Source organism: Frigoribacterium sp. 2355 (assembly GCF_054060695.1).
This window is the reverse complement of the sequence record NZ_JBSSDL010000005.1, coordinates 11,154-34,623: the sequence shown is the minus strand read 5'-3', so window position 1 is coordinate 34,623 and position 23,470 is coordinate 11,154. Positions and strand designations below refer to the sequence as shown.

The following is a 23,470-nucleotide window of genomic DNA, read 5'->3' as shown; positions in this document are numbered from 1 at the left end:
ATGTCCACGATCGACCTCGGCCAACTCGCCGACCCGAACTCGCCCACCGGCGACAGCGGCGCGGGCACCGGCCGGAAGGGCCTCAAGCGGGTCTTCCCGCACGTGACGCCCAAGCTCTGGGTGGGGGCGGGCATGATCGCCGCCATCGCCCTGTTCGGCCTGGTCTTCCCCTTCGTCGTCCAGAACCCGCAGGCCATCAGCGACGTCGGCCTGAGCGCCCCGAGCGGGGAGCACCTGCTCGGCACCACGCAGACCGGGCAGGACGTCTTCGCCCAGCTGGCGTACGCGACCCGCGGCTCGCTGCTGATCGGCGTGCTGGTCGGCGTCGTCGCGATGGCGTTGGCCATCGTCTTCGGCGTGATCGGCACCTACGTCGGCGGGTTCGTCGACGAGGCGTTCTCGCTGTTCTCGAACGTCGTGCTGGTCATCCCCGGCCTGCCGCTCGCCATCATCGTGTCGAGCTACGTGCCGCAGAAGGGCCTCGTGGTGATCGCCTTCGTGATCGTCATCACGAGCTGGGCGGCCAGCGCCCGCGTGCTGCGCGCCATCACGCTGAGCCTGCGCTCGCGCGACTACGTCGCCGCGTCGCGGGTGTCGGGCGAGAAGACCTGGCGCATCGTCGCCGTCGAGATCCTGCCCAACGTGCTGCCCGTGCTGGCCAGCCAGTTCTTGTTCGCGGTGATCTTCGCGATCCTCGCCGAGGCGGGACTGTCGTTCCTGGGGCTCGGCGTCTCGGGCCAGTTCACCTGGGGCTCGATGCTCTACTTCGCGCAGAACGGGCTCGCGCTGCGACTCGGCGCCTGGTGGTGGTTCGTGCCGCCGGGGCTGATGATCGCGCTGCTGGGGTGCGCGCTGTCGCTGATGAACTTCGCCATCGACGAGATCATCAACCCGAAGCTGCGCGACCAGACCCGGGCCGGCGTCAGCCGGGCCGACCGCAAGCGACTGGCGCGGGCCGAGGCCGCCGCCGGCACCACCGAGGGGGCCACCGCATGAGCACCGTCCTGACCGTCGAGGACTTCAGCGTCGACTACGCCGTCGAGCACCCCGTGCACGCCGTCAAGAACGTCAGCTTCGAGCTGGCCCGGGGCGAGATCCTCGGGCTGGCGGGCGAGTCGGGCTGCGGCAAGACGACGCTCGCCTACGGCATCAACCGGCTGCTCGGGTCGCCGGCCGTGATCACGGGCGGTCGGGTGGTCTTCCACGACGCCGAGGGCGCCGACATCCTGCTGCCCGAGCTCGACGACAAGGCGTTGCGGGCGTTCCGCTGGGACAAGCTGTCGATGGTGTTCCAGGGGGCGATGAACGCGCTCAACCCGGTGACGACGATCCAGGCCCAACTCGAGGACGTCTTCAAGACGCACCGGCCGTACTGGAAGAAGGCCGACCGCGTCGAGCGGGCGGGCAAGCTGCTCGAGACCGTCGGGGTCGACCGCAACCGGCTCCGGTCGTATCCGCACGAGCTCTCGGGCGGCATGCGCCAGCGCGTGATGATCGCGATGGCCCTAGCCCTCGGCCCGCAGATGATGATCATGGACGAGCCGACCACCGCCCTCGACGTCGTGGTGCAGCGCGAGATCCTGCGCGAGATCGGGCGGTTGCGCGACGAATTGGGCTTCGCGGTCATCTTCATCACGCACGACCTGCCGTTGCTGCTCGAGATCAGCGACCGCATCGCCGTGATGCGCGCGGGCGAGATCGTGGAGATCGGGGAGTCCACCGAGCTGTACACGAACCCGCAGCACGAGTACACGAAGAAGCTGCTCGGGTCGTTCCCGAGCCTCACGGGCGACCGCGGGGCGTTCATCCGCAGCGGGGTCGACGAGACGGCCGGGGACGGCGCGACCCGCGCCTCCTCGGGGCACGAACGGGCGACCTCCGTCGCCACGAGCACAGGAGGCGCGGCGTGAGCACGCTCGAGTTCCGGAACGTCGTCAAGGACTACCGGGTGCGCGGGGGCCGGGGTGAGAAGGGTCGCCTGCGCGCGGTGGACGACGTCAGCTTCACGCTGGAGGCCGGCAAGACGGTGGCCCTGGTCGGCGAGAGCGGCAGCGGCAAGTCGACCATCGCCAAGATGCTGCTGCAGCTCGAACGGCCGACGAGCGGCTCGATCGTGCTCGACGGTGCGGTCGCGCCCCGGCACGGCGAGGCCCTCCGTCGCTACCGGAGCGACGTGCAGATGGTCTTCCAGGACCCGTTCGCCTCGCTCAACCCGTTCCACTCGATCGGGCACCACCTGGCGCGGCCGCTGCTGCTGCACGGCAAGGCGACCCGCTCGACTGTCGACGAGAAGGTGCGCGACCTGCTCGGGCGGGTGCAGCTCGGCCCGGCCGCCGACGTCGCCGCGCGTCGACCGCACGAGCTGTCGGGTGGGCAGCGGCAGCGCGTGGCGATCGCCCGGGCCCTGGCGCCCGAGCCGCGCATCCTCATCGCGGACGAGCCGGTCTCGATGCTCGACGTGTCGATCCGGCTCGGGGTGCTCAACCTGCTGGCCGACCTGCAGCGGCAGGAGGACCTCGGCGTGCTCTACATCACGCACGACCTGGCGACGGCCCGCCACTTCTCGGACGAGATCCTCGTGATGTACAAGGGGCAGGTGGTCGAGCGCGGGACCCCCGACGAGGTCATCCTGAACCCGCAGCACCCCTACACGCAGCAGCTCGCCGAGGCCGCGCCCGACCCCGAGAAGCGCATCGCCGAGCGGCGCGCCGCCCGCGCCTGACCCTCGCCCGACTCCACGCCACACCCTCGATCGCTGGGAGCGACATGAGCACCACCGAGACCACCACCACCGAGACCACCCCAACCACCACCGGCCCCACGGCCACCGGCACCACGACCCGCGCGACGCAGCGCGCCGTCCGTCCCCTGCACACCGGCTGGAGCCTGCGCAGCACCGCGGGCCCCGTGCCTCCCGAGATCGCGGCCGTCGACGTGCCCGCGACCGTCCCGGGCACGGTGCACACCGACCTGCTGGCGGCCGGCCTGATCGTCGACCCGTACCTGGACGCGAACGAGCACCTGCTCGCCTGGATCGGCCAGGCCGACTGGTCGTACGCGACGACCTTCGACTGGCGGCCCGACGGGCACGACCGTCACGAGCTGGTCTTCGCGGGCCTCGACACCGTGGCCACCGTGCTGCTCAACGGCGAGGTCGTCGCCGAGACGCGCAACCAGCACCGCACCTACCGGGTCGGGGTCGACGGACGGCTCCGCGAGGGGTCGAACGATCTCGAGGTGCGCTTCGGGTCGCCCGTGGCCTACGCCGACGCGCAGAGCCTGGCGCTCGGCTACCGGCCGCACGTGAACCACCACCCCTACAACGCGATCCGCAAGATGGCGTGCAGCTTCGGCTGGGACTGGGGACTCGACACGGCGACCTCGGGCATCTGGAGGCCGGTGACGCTCGAGTCGTGGTCGTCGGTGCGGCTGGCGTCGGTCCGACCGGTCGTCACGGTCGACGGGTCGCGGGGCGTCGTCGACGTGCACGTCGACCTCGAGCGGGCGGGGGCCTCGGCCGGGGCGGCGGCGGAGCCGGTGACCGTCCGGGCGACCGTCGGCGCCGTCACGCAGGAGGCGCGGGTCGAGCCGGGCGCGGACTCCACCGTCGTGCAGGTGGTCGTCGACGACCCCGAGCTGTGGTGGCCGCGGGGTCACGGCGGGCAGCCGCTCTACGACGTGACGGTCTCGGTGACCGGGGGAGGGGACGGGGACGCGGGCCGCGCCTCCTCGGGGGGTGACGGCGACGGGGTCGACGGGACCCGCGCCTCCTCGGGTGACGGGGAGCGGGCGGGCGACGTGCTCGACGAGTGGTCGTCGCGGATCGGGTTCCGCACCGTCGAGGTGCGGGTCGAGCCCGACGAGGTCGGCACGAGCTTCACGGTGGTGGTGAACGGCGAGCCGCTGTGGATCAAGGGGGCGAACTGGATCCCCGACGACGCGTTCCCGCACCGCATCGGACGCGACCGGTACCGGGACCGCATCGAGCAGGCCGAGTTCGGCAACGTGAACCTGCTGCGGGTGTGGGGCGGCGGCATCTTCGAGTCCGACGACTTCTACGAGCTGTGCGACGAGCGCGGCATGCTCACCTGGCAGGACTTCCTCTTCGCCTGTGCCGCCTACGCCGAGGAGGACCCACTGCGCGGCGAGGTCGAGGCCGAGGTGCGCGACAACGTGACGCGGCTCATGACCCACCCGAGCCTGGTGCTGTGGACGGGAAACAACGAGAACATCTGGGGCCACGACGAGTGGGGCTGGGAGCGCCGGCTCGACGGGGCGACCTGGGGGCTGGGCTACTACCTCGACCTGCTGCCGGCGCTGGTGGGCGAGCTCGACCCGGGGCGTCCGTACGCGGCGGGCAGCCCCTGGTCGGGCAGCCTCGCCGTGGCGCAGAGCGACCCCGACCACGGGTCGGTCCACCTGTGGGAGCAGTGGAACCGCAAGGACTACCCGACGTACCGCGACGTCGTGCCCCGCTTCGTGGCCGAGTTCGGCTGGCAGGGGCCGCCCACCTGGTCGGCGATGACCCGGGCGATCCACGACGAGCCGCTGACGCCCGAGTCGCCCGGCATGATCGTGCACCAGAAGGCCATGCAGGGCAACGACAAGCTGACCGACGGCCTGCTGGCGCACTACCGGCTGCCCGACGAGATCGAGGCGTGGCACTGGGCGATGCAGCTGAACCAGGCGAACGCGGTGCAGGTGGCGCTCGAGCACTTCCGCTCGCACGCCCCGCGGTGCAGGGGAGCCGTGGTGTGGCAGATCAACGACTGCTGGCCGGTGACGTCGTGGGCCGCCGTCGACGGCGACGGGCAGCGCAAGCCGCTGCTCTACGCGATGCGGCACGCGTTCGCCGACCGGCTCGTGACGATCCAGCCCCGGGACGGCGGCCTCGCGGTGGTCGTGGTCAACGACTCCGAGGAGGCGCTGGCCGGCCCGGTCACGGTGCGTCGCGTCGCGTACGACGGTCGCGTCCTCGCCTCGGAGCAGGTGTCCCTCACGGTGGCGGCCCGCGACACGGTGACCGTGCCGGTGCCCCCGGCCGTGGCGGCGTTCGGTGCTCCGGAGTCGGAGCTGCTCGTGGCGTCGGTGGACGGGGTGACCCGCGGGCTGTGGTTCCCGGTCGAGCCGCGGGACTCGGCGCTCGCCGGGGCGTCGCTGTCGACGTCGGTGACCGCGCTGGGCGGGGGATCGGGTTCGGGCGCGGGCTACCGGGTCGAGGTGACGGCGGGTGCGCTCGTGCGCGACCTGGCCCTGCTCGTCGACAAGGTCGACCCTGCCGCGACGGTGGACGAGATGCTCGTGACTCTGCTGCCGGGCGAGGCGGCCGTCTTCACGGTGACGTCCGACGTGGTGGGCGTGGGGGAGGAGTTCGTCGCGCAACGGGTGTTGCGTACCGCGAACGAGTTGGTCGGGTGACGGAGGCCCTCGTCTGGGGCGGGGGAGTCCGGCGAGGAATCGTCGGCTCCTTGTTATAGTCAGGTGCGCTGTGGCCGAGATCCGTGACCGAGTGCTAGGGGAGCGAGCCGCATGAGCGACATCTTCACGCTGACGCCGGACGAGGGCGACGGTGGCGAGCCGACGCCGCAGAAGAAGCGCGGGCGGCGTCGCTCGAAGCCGGTCATCGCTCTGATCACGCTGGCGTCGGTGCTGGTGGGGGTCATCGTGATCGTCGGGGTCGTGGGCGGCGTCTACGCGTCGCGGCTGGCGAACTCGTTCAACGACAACGCGACGAAGATCGAGCAGGCCTTCCCCGAGGAGTCGACGCGTCCGGCGCCGGCACCCGACGGGGCGATGAACATCCTGCTGATGGGTTCGGACTCCCGGGCCGACGCGACGACCATCGACGACCCGTCGTCGTCGGACCAGCGGACCGACTCGATGATGCTCGTGCACGTCGACGCCGACCGCGAGAACGTCTACGTGATGTCGATCATGCGCGACCTCTACGTGCCGATCCCCGGCCACGGCTCGAACAAGATCAACGCGGCCTTCGCCTACGGCGGCTCGCCCCTGACGGTCCAGACGGTCGAGCAGCTGCTCGGCGTCCGCATCGACCACGTGGCCATCATCGACTTCGAGGGCTTCAAGGGCATGACGACGGCGCTGGGCGGGGTCGACGTGTTCTCGCCGCAGGCGTTCTCAGCCGGTGAGTACTCGTACGTAGCCGGTCTGAACAAGCTCGAAGGCGACCGGGCTCTCCGCTTCGTCCGGGAACGTCATGCTTTTGCCGACGCGGACTTCACCCGCGTCAAGAACCAACAGGCGTTCGTCAAGGGCCTCGCGAACACGGTACTGAGCCGGTCGACGCTGACTGACCCGGGCAAGGTCTCGGCCTTCGTCACGGCGATGTCGCCCTACCTCACCGTCGACAAGCAATTCGACATCGGAACAATCGCTTCGCTCGGTGTCAGCCTGCGGTCGATCGACGCGTCCAAGATGCACTTCTTCACCGTCCCGACGGCCGGCACCGGCTCGGTCGGAGGCCAGTCCATCGTGAACGTCGACCAACCCGGCCTCGACGCCGTCAAGGCCGCCCTGGCCAACGACTCGTTGAACACCCTGCCCATCAGCCAGTAGCAGCACTCATCTGGCAATCACGCCGCATCGCACGTGTTCGCGTCGTCGCGTCACGATCAAAAGAGAGTCACGAAAATGAAGACGGTCATCGTAGGTCAGGGGTACGTGGGACTGCCGGTCGCCATGAGGGCGGTCGAGGCAGGCCACGTCGTCGTAGGCATCGACCTCGACGTCAATCGAATTGAACTGCTTCAAGCCGGCACATCGTACGTCGATGACATCAGCGATGCCACGCTGACCAGCGCGCTTGACAGTGGTCGCTATCTGGCGACCACCCAATACGAAGACGTCGAGGGCTTCGATTTTGCGGTCATCACCGTACCCACCCCGTTGCGGGATTCCCTGCCCGATCTCAGTTTCATCGAGAAGTCAGCCGCATCACTGGCGCCATTCGTCAGGCCTGGGGTCACGGTCATTCTCGAGTCGACGACCTACCCGGGCACCACAGAAGAACTCCTGTCGCCCATTCTCGAAAGCGGATCAGGCCTTCGAGCAGGCGTGGATTTCTACGTTGGATACAGCCCAGAGCGCATCGACCCCGGCAACAAAGTCTGGGGATTCAAGGAGACGCCGAAGGTCGTCTCGGGCATGAATCCACTTTCGCTGAAGAGCGTTCAGGGCTTTTACGACGAACTCGTGGACACCACCGTGCCAGTGTCCGGTACGAAGGAGGCCGAGCTCACGAAGTTGCTGGAGAACACTTTTCGACACGTCAACATAGCCCTCGTGAACGAGTTGGCCATCTTCGCCGATCAACTCGGAGTCAACGTCTGGGAGAGCATCGAAGCAGCGTCGTCGAAGCCATTCGGATTCATGAAGTTCACACCGGGCCCGGGAGTGGGGGGTCATTGTCTTCCCGTCGATCCGAGCTACCTGTCGTGGCAGGTACGCAAGCAACTCGGTATGAATTTCCGCTTCGTCGAGCTTGCGAACGACGTGAACGACCACATGCCGAATTATGTGGTGCAGCGGGTGATGACCATGCTGAACGATCGATCGAAGTCGGTTCGAGGAGCCCGGATCAGTCTCGTTGGACTCGCGTACAAACCGAATACTGGTGACATCAGAGAAGCGCCGTCTATCCGAATCATCGAGCTACTCCTCGCTCTCGGTGCCGTCGTGAGCGGCCTCGACTCCCACGTCGAAGAGCACCGATGGCCGTCGGGCGTCGTCCGGGTCCCCTCAGTCGAGGCCGCGGTCGACGAAGCGGACTTGGTCATCGTCTTGACCAACCATGCCGACATCGAACTGACCGTATTGTCGACGTCGGGAGTCCCCGTCTTCGATGCGAGAAACGTGGTCACGGGGCCAGAAGTGGAAAGACTCTGATGGTCTGTTCCGTGATTCGTCTCCGAGACGTGGCCTAGGGTGCCGGTGGCTGCCGACACATCGGCCGCGAAATTGTCACAGGGCTTGCCCCGAGACAACAACTTCGATTTCCTCCGGCTGCTCGCAGCGCTGACCGTCGTGGTGCATCACGTTGTCTTCTACGTCGATGTCCGATTCCTGTGGGTCACTCGGGAGAACAATTGGTGGTTCTCGGGCGGAGTGCCCCTCTTCTTCATCCTGAGTGGCATGCTCATCTACGCCTCTGCGGAGAAAGCATCCGACACCGGCCGCCGCTGGCGCGAGTTCTACTTCAACCGCTTCCTTCGGATTGCTCCCGCTCTCTACATCTGTCTCGCGGGAACACTTCTCATCCTCGCCGCCGGGGGATTCTTGGCCGCAGCCAGCCCACGGGAGGTTCTGGCGCTCGTCGGTAGTTACCTTTTCTTCGTCCCGGTCTACAACCCGGACTTTGTCGGCGCTTTTGGCGGCGGAATCGTCAACAGCAGCCTGTGGACGATTCCGGTCGAGGTGTCCTTCTACGTCGTCGTGCCCCTGCTGGTCAAGATGCGGGCCAAGACGAATTGGCGTTCGATGATCGCCATCGTTCTGGTCGTTGGCATAGGCAGCCTCCTCCTCTACGCCGCCGTGGGTGGCAACGCGGCGGCGTCTCGCCTCTGGCTCCTGTTCGGGCTGTCCTTTGCCCCGTACCTCTTCTACTTCGCCCTCGGCATGATCATCGGCCACACGTGGCGAAGCATTCCTTGGCGTGGTGATGTCGCTCTGATCGCTGTGGTGCTCTACTTCGCCATCACGATCAACGGGTTGGGTATCTCGTCGCAGGCAGATCTACTCGTCAATGCTGCCGCGGCGATTCCGCTTGCTTACTCCGCTACTTGGCTCGGGCTGAAGGGGCCACGCGTTCTACGGCGCTTCACTTCCAGGGTCGGCGACCTGAGTTTCAGTTCATACCTCTGGCACCAGGTGTTCATCAACGTGGTTCTCCTGACCGGCTTCGCCCGCCTCCTCACCGGCGAGGCCCTCGTTGCGATGGTGCTCGCTGCAACGGTCGCAGTGGCGTTGCTGTCTTGGTGGTTCGCGGAGAAGCCCGCTCTCCGCCTGAAGCGGTATTCACTCCGGTCCTGACGGGCCGCCCTGGCCAGCAGGCTCTTGGCCTCGCCGGTGACTCGACGGTGATCACCGTCGATGATCGAACCTCACGCCCTCAGATACGACGGGAGGGAGGCCCTGCGAGGGGTTTGTTGATGGTGGTCGCGAAGGGGCTCGCTGGTCGGGACGCATCGAAGCCCGAAGGGGTCGGCGCTTCCCGCGGTGTCAGGAGGCCTTGGCCCAGCACGATGGAGAGCAACAAGACCTTCGACAAGCCGACGTAGAGGCCGTCCGGCTCGAGCAGCGAAGTCATGAGCACGATGATCGCCATGCAACGAACGACGAACACATGCCCCCCACCCGGTATCGGGCGCCTGAACAGAACGATGGACAAGGCGACGGTGAGGAGGACAGCCACCATCAGCCCGACGAAGCCTGCCTCGATCGCGAACGTCAAGAACGGAGTGTGCGGGTTGAGGGACTCGAGATCGTTGGGCGTTGCCCCGAAGACCGGGTCTGCGACGAACGCCTGCCACGCCTTCGCGTTGAGGTCACCACGGCCTGTCGTGACATCCGAGGAGTCGGACCTCAGGATCAGCGTCTCGAGCTGCGACCTGAAGCGGACCATGACAGCGAGACCGAGCCCCGCGAGGAGCGCGATGCGAATGCGGCTCCGGCGGCTCTTGTGCAGGAGCATGGCTCCGACCGCCACGGCGAGTGAGAGGACCCCACCACGACCTTGGCTCTCGTAGAGGCCACCGAGGAGAACTGCCAGTACGACAAGTCGGAAGGTCAGCACGATCAAGCGTGCCCCGCCTTGCGGTCGCGGCCACAACCACGAGGACAAGGTCAGGACTGCGGCGATGGCGAGCAACGGGGCCAGGGTCGTGCTGTTGAAGCTGAAGCCCGAGTACCTGAAACCGAATGCGCTGGGCATTCCGAAGAAGGGCAGGCCGGCGACTTGGAGGGCGATGTCGGCTGCGCTGGCGGCCATTCCGAGGATGAAACCGCGCAGGAGGTCCTTGTGGAGCCCCCGCCTCTGAGACAGCAGTACTCCTGCCAGCGCGGAGAGTATCCCGATGATTCCACGAACTAGTTGTTCCGGACTGCCATCTAGTCCTTTTGCGACGGAGGCCAGGCCGATGAAGACGAGACCGGCGAAGCACATCAAGACGAACGGGTTTCCGTCCCGCGAAGTGTCACGGCGGGTTCGAACGAACAGGATGATGAGGAGCCCGTAGCGCGAAGCATCGAGGTACGTCGGGTTGACGCCGGAGATGAAGTCGATCGGCAAGATGACTCCGAGTGCGAACGCGACGGCCCTCTTCGGGAGGAGGAAAGCGGTGGCTATCCCGAGAACGGCGAGGAATGCGAGAACCAAGGTCATGTCAAGTCCGTTCCCGTCGGAGCCTCGAGGAAGCGACGACCACAAGGCGCACCGCAGCGTCGAACACATGGGACGCCATTCGTACCCGTGTGTGCACCACCGGGCCCAAGGCTCGACGCGTGCGGGGCGACAGGTTGCCGTCGTGTAGCCGGCGATGGACGGTCACTTCGGGTGCGTGCCTCAGGCTGCGACTCACGATTCCCAAGATGGCGAGCCAATGGTCATGCGCCTGGGTCGCCGGCGGGAAGGGGAGCGCGAGGGTGATGAATTCCCTTGTGAAGACCATCGTGCAGCCGTAATAGGGTCGTCTGCCGAGGGCCAGGCCCACGAGATCGCCCACAGTGGATGACGAGGCTTTCAGTCGGCGCTCGGAAGGTTCTCCACTGGCGAGAGACACATGGTCGAAGTTCGAGGCGACCATGCCCACCCCCTCGAGTTCATGGAGCAGGTAGGCGACACGACCCTCGGCCCAGACGTCGTCTTGATCACTCAACATGAGGACGTCCCCGGATGCAGCTGCGAGAGCTCGTTCGAAGGTGCGAACGTGGCCGGCATTGTGCTCGTTGACCATGAGGCGAATGCGAGCGTCGCCGAACGAGGCGACGATCTGAGCGCTCTCGTCCGTCGAGGCATCGTCCACGACGACGAGTTCGTCCCCGGCCTGTAACTGTCTCAGAATGGACTCGATCTGCTCCGTCAGGTACAGGGCACCGTTGAACGTAGCCATGCACACGCTCACACGAACGCGTTCGATCATCATCGGTCACTTTCCGTGGTGGGGGCGGTGGATGTGTGTCGGAGTGCAAGCAGCACTATTGCGATGGCTTGTAACACGTAGGCGATCGTCAAGCCGATCGATGCGCCGACGGCGCCGTTCAGTGACGCCCCGGAGAAGACCCCTGCCAAACAGACGATGGTGAAGCCGATCGCGACGACCGCAGCCATCCTCGCCAGGCCCCAGCCCTGGAGAGCCGAGGTCAACAGCGCGGTCAGGGACGCGAAAGGCAAGCCGATCAGCACGATCTGGATGACGAGGATCGATGGAACGTAGGCGTCTCCGAGAACGAGCGGCACGACGTACGGTACGAGCAGCGCCAGCGAGACATAAGCAATGCTCGTGACGGCCAGGAAGACGAGCGAAGCGTGCACCATCCTGAGCCGGGCCGTGCTTCTCGTTGCGAACGGGAGAAGGACTGTCGCCGCCGCACTCGCAACGAGCTGAAGAGGGCCCGTCAGGCGGGTCGCTGACGCGTAGAACCCCGCTTGGGTGGTACCCGAGACCGCGGAGGTCATCAGGACGTCGAAGTTTCGGGCTTGGACGGCCATCGAATTGAGCCAGAACGGCAACCCTGCTCGGAACACGAGTCGGAAGGGAACTGAGGTCGCCGGCTGCACCCTGGAGGACGCGTAACGACGAGCCAGGACGGCAGAAACCAAAGCAGCCAGCATCTCTCCAGCCGAAAAGGCGAAAAGTGGATCAAGCCCGAGTGACGTGGCGGAGACGAACACGAGGAGAGACAGGGTGCGACGCAGGATGATGTTCGTCGTGTTCACGGACGCCTGCTGGTTGGCAAGGGCGATGCTCAAGAACGTATCCGCGTTCTTCTCCGCAGCGGCAGCGACGGCCAAGGGCAACAGATAGAGGAAGCGCGAATCGGCGGTCAAGCCGGCTCCCAGCAACATGATGATCAGGAGCAGAGCCAGCAGTGCCGAGAGGCGTGAATTCGTCCGCAGCGCCGCCGACACGAGGGCGTGATCCACCCTCGCGCTGTGTTCCCGCAAGATCAGCTTTGCCAGGCCCAGATCGGTCATGGCCTGAGCGATCACGATGGCAGCCGCCACTGACGAGAAGAATCCGAAATCGTCCGGCAGAGCAAGCCGCGCGAGAAGAACGAGTGCGACAGCACGGATGATTGCGCTTCCGACATACCCGCTAAGGACGGCTGTGAACTGTCTCGCAAATCGATTCGTCAGTAGCCCTGAGGTCTTCATTTGGCGCTGGGAGACTTCACGTCCCACTCGTCTCGGATCGCCTCGAGTATCCGGCCCGCTTGTGATCGGGCCGTCCATCGCTCCTCGACTTCGGCCAGGCATGCAGCGGCAACACCTGATCGATCTGCCGTGACTCGACTCATGACACGTGCCAGTGCGTTCACCAATGATGCGATGTCGCCGTGTTCAAAGATGCCCCCGGTCTCATTCGTGACCGCTTCCCACTCGGGCCCCTGGCCATAGACGTCATCGTCCGTCACGACGGGAACGCCATGGCCGAGGCTCTGGATGATGCTGAGACCGGCGTAGGTGGGGATGACGGTCACGTCGAGTGAGTCGTAGAAGACCTTCGTGTCCTCTGCACCGTAGACCGGGCCGGTGAGCGTGAGGTCGACTCCGAGGTCTGCGGCCAGATCGTAGAGAGGGCGGTGCTCAGGCCCCTCACCTCCTAGAGTGACGCGTACGGGAGTCCCGCTTCGGGTCAGCTCGGAGGCCGCGTGAAGCAAGAGGTCGAAGCGCTTGGCACTCTTCAGTCTCGCAATGGCTCCTACGTTGACCACGCGATGAGTCGGCACTGCGCCCTGCTCGTCAGAACGGATGGGTACCTGCCCGACGCTGTTGTAGATCACGGTGATGCGGTCCTCCGGGTAGCCGGCAGCAGCCCCGAGTCGCTTCGCGGTGTTGCCGTAGACCATCAGACGGGTGGCTAGCCGATAGAACGCCAGTCGAACGAGCGATTTCATGCCCCCCTCCGGGCGATGCCACCCGATTGTCCAGAACAGGACAGGCTTCCCGCGCAAGCGGGCGACGATTGCACCCACCCACGTGCTCAGGACCGATACGTCGCCCGTGAAGATGTACGAGTCGTACCTCTTCGACAAAGCCATGCGGGTGACGCCGGACTGCCATGTAGCTCGGCCCCAATAGCGGTTCTTGAGCACGAGGTGTTCCCGGAGTCCATCCGGAGACATCGTCTTGAGGGCGTAGTGAGATCCGTCAGGGTCTGAAGCGAACACGAAGTCCAACTCGCTGCTCTCGTCGAGTTGTTTGTGAACCGCCTCTCGATAATGAGCCATGACCTGGCAGATGACAGCCACGCGTGGTTTTCGTTCGCGTTCCGTCATCAGTTGCTTTCTGCCTCGCGGGCCGAAGTCCGGATTCCCGTCCGTGCGTGGTGAGAGGGAAGGGACGACAAGATGTTCCCCAGAACGCGGTGAGAGGTGTCGTCGATCTGATAATCGGTGGGCACCGCTCCGGTTGACGAACCCTGCAGCACGTAGTCGACGGCCCTCTGGATGCCCGAGGACGTGGTGCCGGTCAGGATGATGCTGCCCGTGTCCTCGGCCTCCGGACGCTCGATGGCGTCACGCAGGGTCACCGCTCTGAACCCCATGAGGGAAGATTCCTCGGCGATCGTTCCGCTGTCCGACAGAACGAGCCGGGCCGACGCCTGCAGGGCCAGATAATCGTGGAATCCGAACGGCTTGTGGAACACCAGCCGCTCGAAGGATTCACCCAACTCCTCGAGCCGTTTCCTCGTCCGCGGGTGGGTCGACACGAGGACGGGGAGGTCGTACCGGACACCGACGTCGTTGAGTCCTCGCAAGATGGAGGCCAGACGACCGGCATGGTCGACGTTCTCCTCACGGTGCAGGCTGACCAAGAAGTAACCGTCTGCCTCCAGATGCTCGTCGGCGAGCACCGTGCTGCCGGCGACGCCGTCGGCGTTCTGGGCCAACACCTCCTTCATCGGCGAGCCGGTGAGGCGGATGCGCGAAGGGTGCAGGCCCTCGGCGAGGAGGTTGCGGCGGGCATGCTCGGTGTAGACGAGGTTGTAGTCGGCCACGTGGTCCACGAGCCGCCGGTTGGTCTCTTCCGGGACGTTCTCGTCGAACGACCGGTTGCCGGCCTCCATGTGGAAGACGGGGACTTTCATCCGCTTGGCGATCACGGCCGAGATGCTGCTGTTCGTGTCCCCGAGGATCAGCATCGCGTCGGGCTTCTCTGCGAGAAGAACCTGCTCGGTCTTGACCAGGATCGAGCCGAGGACGGCTCCGAGGCTGCTCGTGTCGGCCTCGAGGAAGTGGTCGGGCCGGGGTAGGCCGAGGTCTTCGAAGAACACCTCGTTCAGTTCGTAGTCGTAGTTCTGACCGGTGTGAACTAGGACGTGGTCGACGTGCTGGTCGAGACGCTTGATGACGGCCGAGAGACGGATGATCTCGGGTCGCGTGCCGACGACGGTCAGGACCTTCAGTCGAGGGGCAGGGGTGTTCATACTGTCTCCGGAATGGTGTCGGGGGCGGCCGGATCGAAGATCTCGTTCGACCAGAACATCGTGAAGAGGGTGTCGTCACCGGTGTTGGTGATCGAGTGGGCCCAGAAGGTGGGCATGTCGACCGAACACGGTGCCGTGCCGTCGACGCTGACGGTGACCACCTCGTCCGAGAACAGGCGCCGCAGCCGGATGTCGGCCGTTCCGGCCATCACGGTGAAGCGCTCCATCTTCCGCCGGTGGTAGTGCTGACCTCGAGTCACGCCGGGCGCCGTCGTCGAGAACGACGTCTGTCCAGACCCGCCGTGTGACCGGATCACCTCGGTGAAGCTGCCTCGGGCGTCGGTGTTCTGGGTCAGCGGGATGACGTGTGACGCCTCGAACGCGAACGACCTGTAGGTGTTGAACAAGTCGCGTTCGAAGCCGGACGCCAGCACGGGCACGTCGCCCTTCGAATACGCCGAGGTGAATCGCGACAAGGTCGCCAACAACTCCGACACCGTCGTCGACGTCGCGCGGGCGAGGACGTCCTCGGCCCCGTCGATGCCGACGAGCGCCTCGGCGGCGTGCTGCGCATGCAGCAGGCTCAGCTCGCGGTCGACGTCGACCGAGGGGGTCTCGCCGCGGCTCAGCAGGTGGCAGAACGTCGCCGTCACGGCGTTGTAGAAAGGGCGTCCGTGCTCGCCGAACAGGTTCGGGAGGTGCACGTCGACGAAACGTGCCCCGACGTCCGCGGCAGCGTCACGGATGATGCGTGCTGCCACCTCCTTCGCAACGCCATAGGTCGAGCCGTTGCCGACCTGGGTGGAGTTGGCGAAGACGATGCAGGCCGGCGCCACCTCGGCGGCGCGGACGACCTGGGCGGCCTGCTCGGCGAACAGGACGTTTCCGGCGTGGACCTCGTCGACCGTGCCACGGTTGACGCCCGCGATCAGGACGAGTCGGTCACTGCCCGAGACGGCCTCCGCCGCCTGCTGAGCATCGAATCGATCGCCGACGGCGAACGGATGGACGACGGGTTCACCCAGCGAGTGGAGGAGGGCGCGGGTGTGCCACCCCAGAAAGCCACCGGCCCCCGTCATCGCGATCTTCACGCGGTGACCTCGGGGTGGTGGATGCCCGCAAGGGCCAGCTCCGAACGTACCTCGGGCAGGGCCAGGAGCATCGCCTCGACGTCGGTCACGGTCATGCGGTCGACCGTGTGGGAGTCGTAGTCGGAGTACTCGACCTGCTCGGGGTCGCCCTCCTCGAAGAACGCGCCGTAGTTGAGGTCGCGCTTGTCCGCCGAGATGCGGAAGTAGTCGCCCATGTCCTCGGCGCGCGAGAGTTCCTCGCGGTTGGCCAGCGCCTCCGAGACCTTCTCGGCGTGACGGGTGCCGATCACGGTGACGCGTCGCTCGCTCTGGAAGATGTTGATGACCGCCTGGGCGAGGTCGCCCATGGTGCAAGCCGCCGCCTTGCGGATGAAGAGGTCGCCCTGATGAGCGTTGCGGAAGGCGTGCTCGACGAGGTCGACGGACGACGGCAGCGACATCATGAAGCGCGTCATCGACGGGTCGGTCACCGTCAGGTCCTTGCCCGCCTTGAGCTGCGAGATGAACAGAGGGATCACCGAGCCGCGCGAGTACATGACGTTGCCGTAGCGAACGCACGACACCGTGGTCACGGCGTTCGGATTGTTCAGGCCGTGTGACTGCGCGACCTTCTCCATCATCGCCTTGCTCATCCCCATGGCGTTGACCGGATAGACGGCTTTGTCGGTGCTGAGGCAGACGAGCGACTCGACGCCGGCGGCTTCGCTGGCCCGGACGACGTTCTCGCTGCCGAGCACGTTGGTCTTGACCGCCTCGATGGGGAAGAACTCGCATGAGGGGACCTGCTTCAGGGCAGCGGCATGGAACACGTAGTCGACGTCGCGGACGGCCCGCTCGACGCTCAGGTGGTCGCGGACGTCGCCGACGTAGAAACGGACCCGGGCGTCGCCCAGGTCGTGACGCATCTGGTCCTGCTTCGCCTCGTCGCGGCTCAGGACGCGCACCTCGCCGACACCACGGCTCAACAGCTTCTGGGTGACGGTACGGCCGAACGAACCGGTGCCGCCCGTGATGAGAATCTTTTTGCCGACGTAATCGGCGGAGACATCAGTGGTCAAGATCGGTCCTTCGTGGCGTGCTGGTCGGAACTCGTGGGTGACGTTGCGTCAATGATGGCGGCCGCTGCGCGATCGGCCGAGAAATGGGCGTCGTAGTGATGGCGACCCGAGCGGCCTCGACCCCGGAGGTCGTCCGTCGTGAGGTGGGTCAGCGAGATGAGCGCGTCCTGCAGAGCGCCAGCGTCGCCCGGGGGGACGACGGTGCCGGCACCGGACTCGGTGATCAAGAGGGCACCGTCACCGGCGATGACGCCGACTACCACGGCGCCGGACGCGAGCAACGACGGGATCTTGCTGGGCGTCGTGTGCTCGAGGAACTCCGACGCCCCGAGCGAGACCAGGTGAGCGTGGGCTTGCTTCATGAGACCCGGCACGCGTTCCTTGGGCACCCGGCCGACGAACTCGATGCGCCCTCCATCGTCGACTCGTGAGGCGAGAGCTCTGAGGCGATCGAGGGCGATGCCGTCACCGACCAGGACGAGCCGCAGCTCGACGTCCGAGGGCAATGCCCCGACGGCCTCGACGACGTTCTCGAGCCCCTGCACGTCCCCGATGGCACCCGAGTACATCAGGACGAACGGTTCCCCGTCGCGACGCTCGCGCACCTCGTCGAACGTGAAGAGGCCCTCGTCGGTCGGGTTCGGCACGTAGACGACGTCGTCCGGCCCGACGTGGCGGTTCCGTCGCTGGATGAGATCCGCGACGCTGGGCGAGATGACCCCGACCCGTCGCGCCAGGCGTTCCGTCAGCGACACCGTCTTCGAGACGGCGGCCAGGGCGAGGCGTCCGGCACGACCGTCCGGGAACATGCCGCTGTGGACGAGCGAGTCGGGCCACAGGTCTTGCACGTGCAAGAAGTACGGCAGACGCCCCCATCGGGTGTGGACGAGCAGGGGCAACGCCACCGTCGCCGGCGAGTTGTAGACCCAGACCATGTCACAGCCACGCAGCGACCTCGCCCCGAGGACCGTGGCCGACACGGCGAAGCTCAGGTAGTTCAGCGCTCGTCCGACGGCGGACGAGTCATGGCTCGCGTACAGCGGGACGCGGGTCACCGTGACACCGTCGACCGTGCTCGTCCTCCGCCACGTCTGGCGGTGACCGGGGTACACACGCCCCGTCGGGTAGTTCGGGAACCCCGTCAGCACGCGGACCTCGTGCCCTGCCGCCGCGAACTCGCGGGCCAGGACACCCGGGATCGCAGCTGGCCCCGGTTCGGGGTCGTACCACTGGGTCAAGATGCCGATCCTCACGCGTCACCCCCGCGTAGCAGGTCGGCGACGGCGGGCGTCGGACGGATGCCCACGCTCTCGGCCCAACCGCTCGTCTGGCCCTGACCGAACCACATCAGCTCCACCCGTCGGATCGGCCCGGCGAGGCGTCCACCGATCAGTCGCGAGACGACGCGGGCAGAACCCACGACGAAACGGCACAGCAGGCGTGGCAGGCGTCGGGGTGACCGCCCGCCGGCCGCCTCGAGCACGGAGGAGACCGTGAGCCCCTCCCAGGGCTGCAGGACGACGGCGGGCACGATTCCGTCGAAGGTCCCGACCGCCGTCACGAACTCGGCGAGGGCCGCGACGCTGGTCACGGGCGTGGGTGCGTCGCCCGGTGACGCGACCGACGCGAGGGGTGACGCCGCGAGGCGTCGGAGACGGTCCGTCGTGGGGCGCCCGGGCCCCTGCACCGAGGTGGCACGCACGACGACGACCTCCGTCACGTCGTCCGGGGCGCCCTCGGCGCGCGCCTCGACGAGCAGTTGCTCGCCCCAGGCCTTGCTCTGCGAATACGGCGAGAAGGGCAGCGTCCGTGTCGACTCGTCGAGGACGGGCACCGGGCCCTGGACGGCGGCGGAACTCAGGTGCACGAACCTCCTCGCGCCGCTCCGACGAGCGGCGGCGAGTGCGACGAGGGGAAGGGCGGCGTTGGCGCCGACGAGGGATGCCGACATCTCGGCGTCGGGGGTCGCGAGGCCCGCCGCGTTGACGACGACTTCTACCCCGCGGAAGGCGGCGGCGAGCTCGTCCACGACGCTGACGGCACCGGCCGCTGCTGCCCGCGCCGACGCGGCCGCCGCGGGCACCGCCTCCAGCCGGGGCGCCGCGAGCTCGACGACCGTGATGCCTCGAGAGCGGGCGTCGGCGACGATCCAACTCCCGACGAAGCCACTCGCTCCGATCACGACCCAGGTCGTCGCGTCACGGGTCTCAGACATGCTCGACACGAGCCTCTCGATGGGTGAGCCGAAGGGTCCAACTCGGAAGTGACAGGTAGACGGCCGCGATCACCGCGAAGAGGACGACCGCTGCGACGGCACCGACCGGACCGACGAACGCGAGCGAACCGGCCGCGGCACAGGCCACGGTTGCCGTGGTCACGATCGACGACGCGGGCACGTGGCCGTGGCGACGCGCCAGCACTTGGTACACGTGGGTGTTGTGTGCCTCGAACCAGCGCTCGCGCCGCGCCACCCGGCGGGCGAGGGTGCTGGACGTGTCGACGAGGTAAGGCACGAGCGGTGCGACGACGGCGACCAGCGGCACACCGATGGCGATCGCGCCCACGGCTGCCACGGCGATCGTCCCACCCAGCAGGTAACTTCCGACGTCACCGAGGAACATCCGTCGACCCACGACGTTCCAGGGGACGAACGCCAAGAAGGCCAGGGCGATGCACGTGCCGAGTCCCGTGAGCCAGGGCTGTCCGGCCAACGCCCCCGACACCACGAACGAGGCTCCTACGACGGTTCCGTGCAGGCCGGACACCGTGTTGATGCCGTCCATGAAGTTCGCGACGTTGACGTAGCCGGCGACGGCGACGGGGCCCAGGACGTACAGCCACCACGGGCCCTCGGCGATCGTCACGATCGCGGCGCAGGCCACGGTGGAGATGACCATCTGGACGACGGCACGGCTGAGCGAACCGAGGCTGCGCACGTCGTCCGCGAATCCCAGGATGGCGAAGGCCGCGCTGGCGACCGCGATCACGACGAGCAGTCGACCGCTGACGCCCGGGACCGCGGCCGCCAGGACGAGGGTGCCGAGGACGATCCCCATGCCGGGGGCGATCCCACCCCCGCGAAGGGTGGGGCGGACGTGGGACGAGCGTTCGCTCGGGACGTCGACCACGGCGAAGCGGTACAGGAGCGGTCGCACCGCGAAGGGGAGCAGCGCCGAGGTGAGCAGGCACAGTACAGCTGCGGTCCAGAAACCGACGCTCACGCGGGGTCCTCGACGTGCGTGGGTGACTCCGAGGCGCCGGGTTGCGCGAGCTCCGCCGTCCACGGGCCCACGTGGGCGTGCACGCCCTCGAGCTGTGACGGGTGCAGCGCCGGCACGGTGGTGTGCGAGATCTTCGGGTGCACGGGCCGGTTGTCGCTCTCGCCGTCGCCGACGAGCTCCTCGTGCATCTTCTCGCCCTCGCGCAGACCGGTGTAGACGATGCCGATGTCCCGGCCCGACATGGCGATCATGCGTTCGGCGATGTCGAGGATGCGCACGGGCTCGCCCATGTCGAGGATGAGCACCTCGCTGGGCGAGCCGATGCCCCCCGCCTGCACCACGAGGTGGCACGCCTCGGGGATGGTCATGAAGAACCGCGTCACGTCGGGGTGCGTGATCGTCAGCGGGCCACCGGCCTCGATGAGCGAGGTGAACACCGGTAGCATCGACCCGCGGCTGCCCAGCACGTTGCCGAACCGCACCGACAGGTAGCGGGCACCGGTCTCGTCGGCGGTCCAGGCCGTGAGCCGCTCGGCCAGGCGCTTCGAGTGCCCGAGCACGCTCGTCGGGTTCGCCGCCTTGTCGGTCGAGATGTTGACGAACGTCGTCACCCCGACGGCCTTGCTCGCGTCGAGCACGTTCTGGGTGCCGAGCACGTTCGTCTTCCACGCCTCGTCGGGGTACTGCTCGAGCATCGGCAGGTGCTTCAGCGCCGCCGCATGGAAGACCACCTCGGGTCGACGGTCCTCGAAGATCGCTCGCAGCGCCTCCGGGTCCCTGATGTCGGCCAGCACGACCTCCTTGGTGTCGAGCAGGCCGTTGCCCGAGATCGACAGCTGCGACTGCTGCAGGCCGGTCTCGTCACGGTCGAGCATGATCAGCTCGGCGGGGCCGAACTTGGCGATCTGGCGGCACAACTCGCTGCCGATCGACCCGCCGGCTCCCGTGACGAGGACGCGCTTGCCCGCCAGGTAGCCCGCGATCGACTCGACCTGCGTGTCGACCGGGTGACGGCCGATGATGTCCTCGATGGCGATGTCGCGCACGTCGCCGAGCCGCGACTTGCCCTCGAGGATCTCGTCGAGCAAGGGGAGGACCATCACGCGGAGTCCGGCCTCGGCGGCCCGGTCGGTGACGTCCTGCAGCAGGGGGGCGTCGGCCTTCGCGATGCCGATGATGATCGCCTTCGCCCCGCTCCGCTCCGCGGCGGCGACGAGGTCCTGTCTCGTCCCGAGGACGCGGACGCCTTCGACGCGCAACCCGGCACGCGTTCGGTCGTCGTCGATGAGCCCGACGGGAAGGTACGGCGAGTCGGGGTCGGTGAGCATGCGGCGCACGAGGTGGTTGGCGAGACGGCCCGCTCCGAAGATGAGCGTCGGTTGGGCACTCTCGCCGGGGCGGCTCTGCGTCTCGACGTAGAGCCGGGCAACGTAGCGCAGGGCACCCATGAAGACGAAGACGACCGGCATGGCGATGAACACGGTGCTGCGCGCCAACATGATCTCGGTCCCGATGGCGAGGACGGGGATGCCGACGATCAGGCCCGTCCCGACGACGACCGCGACGATGGTGCGCACCTCGGCGAAGCTACCGGGCACGAACCGGCGACGGTACAGCCCCGTCGCGTAGCCGAGTGCCGCTCCGACGACGACCGTCACGGCGGCGACGCCGAAGACCGCCGACCAGGTGACGTCGCCGTACCAGAAGTCGTAGCGCAACGACACGGCGAAGAAGATCGCGACGACCCACGAGAGGGCGTCGAGCCCCACCTGCAGGGCGGTCCGTCGCGCCGGCGAGGCCATGAACCGGTCGATCACCAGGTCACCCCGCCGTCCGTCGACACCGACACGACGTCGTCGGCCCAGAGCCAGACCGCCGCCGCCGAGGCCGAGAGCGCGATCGCTCCGGGCGTCTCGGACGACGCCGGCGCGCAGCCCACGGTCGTCGCGGTCGCGCCCGACGCGGTCGGCGGCGTCACGACGGCCGTGCCGTCGCAGTCGGCGGCACCGGTCGAGGCGACGAGGTAGGAGCCCGAAGTGGCGGTGACGGCGACGGCGCCGTCGACGACGGTGCCCGCGTCCCAGGTGGTCGCGCCGTCACCGGTGCGGAAAAACGTCCGGTCGCTGCACAGCACCCCGGCCTCGGCGTCGCTCACGACCGCGAGGTCGACGACGGTCGGGCACGGGGCCGCACGGTCACCCGAGGGGGAGTGCACGGTGCCGGGCGCGGTCCGGGCGACGTACCACGACGCCGCCAGTCGCTCGGGGTAGTCGCGGTACTCGGCACCCCCGCTGAAGGTCTGGGCGAACGCCGGCGCGCAGTCGTCCCCGGCGGGGCCGACGACGAAGGCCGACGACGCGTCCGTCGCCTGCAGGCGGTCCAGGCCGGCGAGGGAGCCACCGGTCTCAACCGACGTGGCCGACCAGGTGGCGCCTCCCGACGTCGTCTGTTCGACGACGGGCGCCGACGCGACGGTGCCGGGGGTGCAGCTCGCGGCCTGCGCGCGCCACGCGGTGCCCGCGTCGACGACCGACAGGAGGCGCGTCGGCGTCACGGCGGCGGCGGCGGTGGTGGGGGTCGCGGTGGGCGACGGCGTGCTCTCGGTCTCGACCGGGCGAGGCGTCGACGTGGCGGCGGGCTCGGCGTCGGCAGCCAGACCAGACGGTTCGCGGTTCAGGGCCAGGGCGACGAGTCCGAGGTCGACGAGGACGAAGGCCCCGATCCCGATGATGGCCAGGCGGCGGCGGGCGCGTGCTCGCGAGCCCCTCTTGCGGCGTGCGTCAGGCATCAGCGGTCACCCCCGTCGAGGGCGGCGGCGCGGGTCAGCAGGTCGACGAGCACGTCGGCCGCCGGCACAAGCTGGCGCCCCGACTCGGTGAACGTCTCGTCCGACCGGCGGTAGGGATCGACGACGTCGTCGTCCAGCGCGTCGTCCGGTGCCTCGACCGTGCCGCGGCGCGAGGCCAGCAGGGCCACGGTCGCACGCAGTCGGTCGGCCACGGTGGACGCGTCGGCGGGCAGGGCGTCGACCAGCTCGGCGTCGGTCACGTCGCGGGCGAGGCGGGCGGCCTCGCGCAGGGTGAACGTGTACCGGCTGGCGCGGGGGTGCATCGAGACGACGGCCCGGCGGTGTTCGCGGGCGAGCGCCACGACGAGGTCGGCGTCGCGGACGTCGCGCTCGAACAAGAATCGGGCCCGGTGGTCGTCGGGCTCCAGGTCGAAGGACCGGGCGAGGGCCCGGGCCTGGTCGGGCATGACGTCGTCGTCGACGGCCATGGTGCCGGCGCTCGACACGGTGACGTCGTCCCACGACGAGAGACCGCGGCGGAGGTACAGCTCGGCCAGGGGGGACCGGCAGATGTTGCCGGTGCAGACGGTCAGCAGCGAGAAGGTGGTCGAGGTGCGGCGGGGGATCACGAAAGACACGGGGC

20 protein-coding genes are annotated in these 23,470 nt (G+C 67.7%); 7 read left to right on the top strand and 13 right to left on the bottom strand.

Annotated features, from left to right (window positions below):
- The 7 genes from ACVJ1F_RS07865 to ACVJ1F_RS07835 all read left to right on the top strand — a co-directional run bounded on the left by ACVJ1F_RS07865 (nucleotide 1) and on the right by ACVJ1F_RS07835 (nucleotide 9,051).
- On the top strand, nucleotides 1-996 hold the full coding sequence (locus ACVJ1F_RS07865; protein ID WP_082460275.1) for an ABC transporter permease: 996 nt from the start codon (nucleotides 1-3) through the stop codon (nucleotides 994-996).
- Complete coding sequence (locus ACVJ1F_RS07860) at nucleotides 993-1,910, top strand: ABC transporter ATP-binding protein (RefSeq protein ID WP_402751799.1); 918 nt, start codon at nucleotides 993-995, stop codon at nucleotides 1,908-1,910. Before ACVJ1F_RS07865 ends, ACVJ1F_RS07860 begins: the two co-directional genes overlap by 4 nt.
- Complete coding sequence (locus ACVJ1F_RS07855; protein ID WP_056046094.1) at nucleotides 1,907-2,722, top strand: ABC transporter ATP-binding protein; 816 nt, start codon at nucleotides 1,907-1,909, stop codon at nucleotides 2,720-2,722. Before ACVJ1F_RS07860 ends, ACVJ1F_RS07855 begins: the two co-directional genes overlap by 4 nt.
- 44 nt (nucleotides 2,723-2,766) lie before the next feature.
- The gene (locus ACVJ1F_RS07850) at nucleotides 2,767-5,418 is read left to right on the top strand and encodes a glycosyl hydrolase 2 galactose-binding domain-containing protein (protein ID WP_456885545.1); all 2,652 of its coding nucleotides are present in this window, start codon (nucleotides 2,767-2,769) and stop codon (nucleotides 5,416-5,418) included.
- 111 nt (nucleotides 5,419-5,529) lie between these two features.
- Nucleotides 5,530-6,579 carry an LCP family protein gene (locus ACVJ1F_RS07845; protein WP_456885544.1) on the top strand — a complete coding sequence of 350 codons (1,050 nt, stop codon included), beginning with the start codon at nucleotides 5,530-5,532 and terminating at the stop codon, nucleotides 6,577-6,579.
- Nucleotides 6,580-6,654: 75 nt separating this feature from the next.
- Complete coding sequence (locus ACVJ1F_RS07840) at nucleotides 6,655-7,908, top strand: nucleotide sugar dehydrogenase (RefSeq protein WP_456885543.1); 1,254 nt, start codon at nucleotides 6,655-6,657, stop codon at nucleotides 7,906-7,908.
- Nucleotides 7,909-7,953: 45 nt separating this feature from the next.
- Nucleotides 7,954-9,051 carry an acyltransferase family protein gene (locus ACVJ1F_RS07835; protein ID WP_456885542.1) on the top strand — a complete coding sequence of 366 codons (1,098 nt, stop codon included), beginning with the start codon at nucleotides 7,954-7,956 and terminating at the stop codon, nucleotides 9,049-9,051.
- A gap of 79 nt (nucleotides 9,052-9,130) precedes the next feature.
- Here ACVJ1F_RS07835 and ACVJ1F_RS07830 read toward each other — a convergent pair whose 3' ends face one another.
- From ACVJ1F_RS07830 to ACVJ1F_RS07770, 13 genes are read right to left on the bottom strand one after another with little or no spacing between them, the layout of a single operon-like run.
- Entirely contained in the window at nucleotides 9,131-10,402 is a 1,272-nt protein-coding gene (locus ACVJ1F_RS07830; RefSeq protein WP_456885541.1) for an O-antigen ligase family protein, read from the bottom strand.
- 1 nt (nucleotide 10,403) lies between these two features.
- Nucleotides 10,404-11,162 carry a glycosyltransferase gene (locus ACVJ1F_RS07825; protein WP_056046081.1) on the bottom strand — a complete coding sequence of 253 codons (759 nt, stop codon included), beginning with the start codon at nucleotides 11,160-11,162 and terminating at the stop codon, nucleotides 10,404-10,406.
- Nucleotides 11,159-12,394: a lipopolysaccharide biosynthesis protein gene (locus ACVJ1F_RS07820; protein ID WP_162234601.1), complete on the bottom strand. Its 1,236-nt coding sequence runs from the start codon at nucleotides 12,392-12,394 to the stop codon at nucleotides 11,159-11,161. Before ACVJ1F_RS07820 ends, ACVJ1F_RS07825 begins: the two co-directional genes overlap by 4 nt.
- A complete protein-coding gene (locus ACVJ1F_RS07815; RefSeq protein ID WP_082460399.1) occupies nucleotides 12,391-13,518 on the bottom strand; it encodes a glycosyltransferase in 1,128 nt (375 codons plus the stop codon). Before ACVJ1F_RS07815 ends, ACVJ1F_RS07820 begins: the two co-directional genes overlap by 4 nt.
- Nucleotides 13,518-14,669 carry a non-hydrolyzing UDP-N-acetylglucosamine 2-epimerase gene (gene wecB, locus ACVJ1F_RS07810; RefSeq protein ID WP_456885540.1) on the bottom strand — a complete coding sequence of 384 codons (1,152 nt, stop codon included), beginning with the start codon at nucleotides 14,667-14,669 and terminating at the stop codon, nucleotides 13,518-13,520. Before wecB ends, ACVJ1F_RS07815 begins: the two co-directional genes overlap by 1 nt.
- On the bottom strand, nucleotides 14,666-15,760 hold the full coding sequence (locus ACVJ1F_RS07805) for a polysaccharide biosynthesis C-terminal domain-containing protein (RefSeq protein ID WP_456885539.1): 1,095 nt from the start codon (nucleotides 15,758-15,760) through the stop codon (nucleotides 14,666-14,668). The genes wecB and ACVJ1F_RS07805 overlap by 4 nt, the downstream gene beginning before the upstream one ends.
- Entirely contained in the window at nucleotides 15,757-16,818 is a 1,062-nt protein-coding gene (locus tag ACVJ1F_RS07800) for an SDR family NAD(P)-dependent oxidoreductase (protein WP_173151043.1), read from the bottom strand. The genes ACVJ1F_RS07805 and ACVJ1F_RS07800 overlap by 4 nt, the downstream gene beginning before the upstream one ends.
- On the bottom strand, nucleotides 16,815-18,056 hold the full coding sequence (locus ACVJ1F_RS07795; protein ID WP_456885538.1) for a glycosyltransferase family 4 protein: 1,242 nt from the start codon (nucleotides 18,054-18,056) through the stop codon (nucleotides 16,815-16,817). Before ACVJ1F_RS07795 ends, ACVJ1F_RS07800 begins: the two co-directional genes overlap by 4 nt.
- Before the next feature lie 11 nt (nucleotides 18,057-18,067).
- On the bottom strand, nucleotides 18,068-19,033 hold the full coding sequence (locus tag ACVJ1F_RS07790) for an NAD-dependent epimerase/dehydratase family protein (RefSeq protein WP_456885537.1): 966 nt from the start codon (nucleotides 19,031-19,033) through the stop codon (nucleotides 18,068-18,070).
- On the bottom strand, nucleotides 19,026-20,039 hold the full coding sequence (locus ACVJ1F_RS07785; RefSeq protein ID WP_456885536.1) for an MraY family glycosyltransferase: 1,014 nt from the start codon (nucleotides 20,037-20,039) through the stop codon (nucleotides 19,026-19,028). The genes ACVJ1F_RS07790 and ACVJ1F_RS07785 overlap by 8 nt, the downstream gene beginning before the upstream one ends.
- The gene (locus ACVJ1F_RS07780; protein ID WP_456885535.1) at nucleotides 20,036-21,856 is read right to left on the bottom strand and encodes a polysaccharide biosynthesis protein; all 1,821 of its coding nucleotides are present in this window, start codon (nucleotides 21,854-21,856) and stop codon (nucleotides 20,036-20,038) included. Before ACVJ1F_RS07780 ends, ACVJ1F_RS07785 begins: the two co-directional genes overlap by 4 nt.
- Complete coding sequence (locus tag ACVJ1F_RS07775) at nucleotides 21,853-22,827, bottom strand: hypothetical protein (RefSeq protein WP_456885534.1); 975 nt, start codon at nucleotides 22,825-22,827, stop codon at nucleotides 21,853-21,855. The genes ACVJ1F_RS07780 and ACVJ1F_RS07775 overlap by 4 nt, the downstream gene beginning before the upstream one ends.
- Complete coding sequence (locus tag ACVJ1F_RS07770; protein ID WP_056046059.1) at nucleotides 22,827-23,465, bottom strand: arsenate reductase/protein-tyrosine-phosphatase family protein; 639 nt, start codon at nucleotides 23,463-23,465, stop codon at nucleotides 22,827-22,829. Before ACVJ1F_RS07770 ends, ACVJ1F_RS07775 begins: the two co-directional genes overlap by 1 nt.
- Nucleotides 23,466-23,470: the final 5 nt, after the last annotated feature.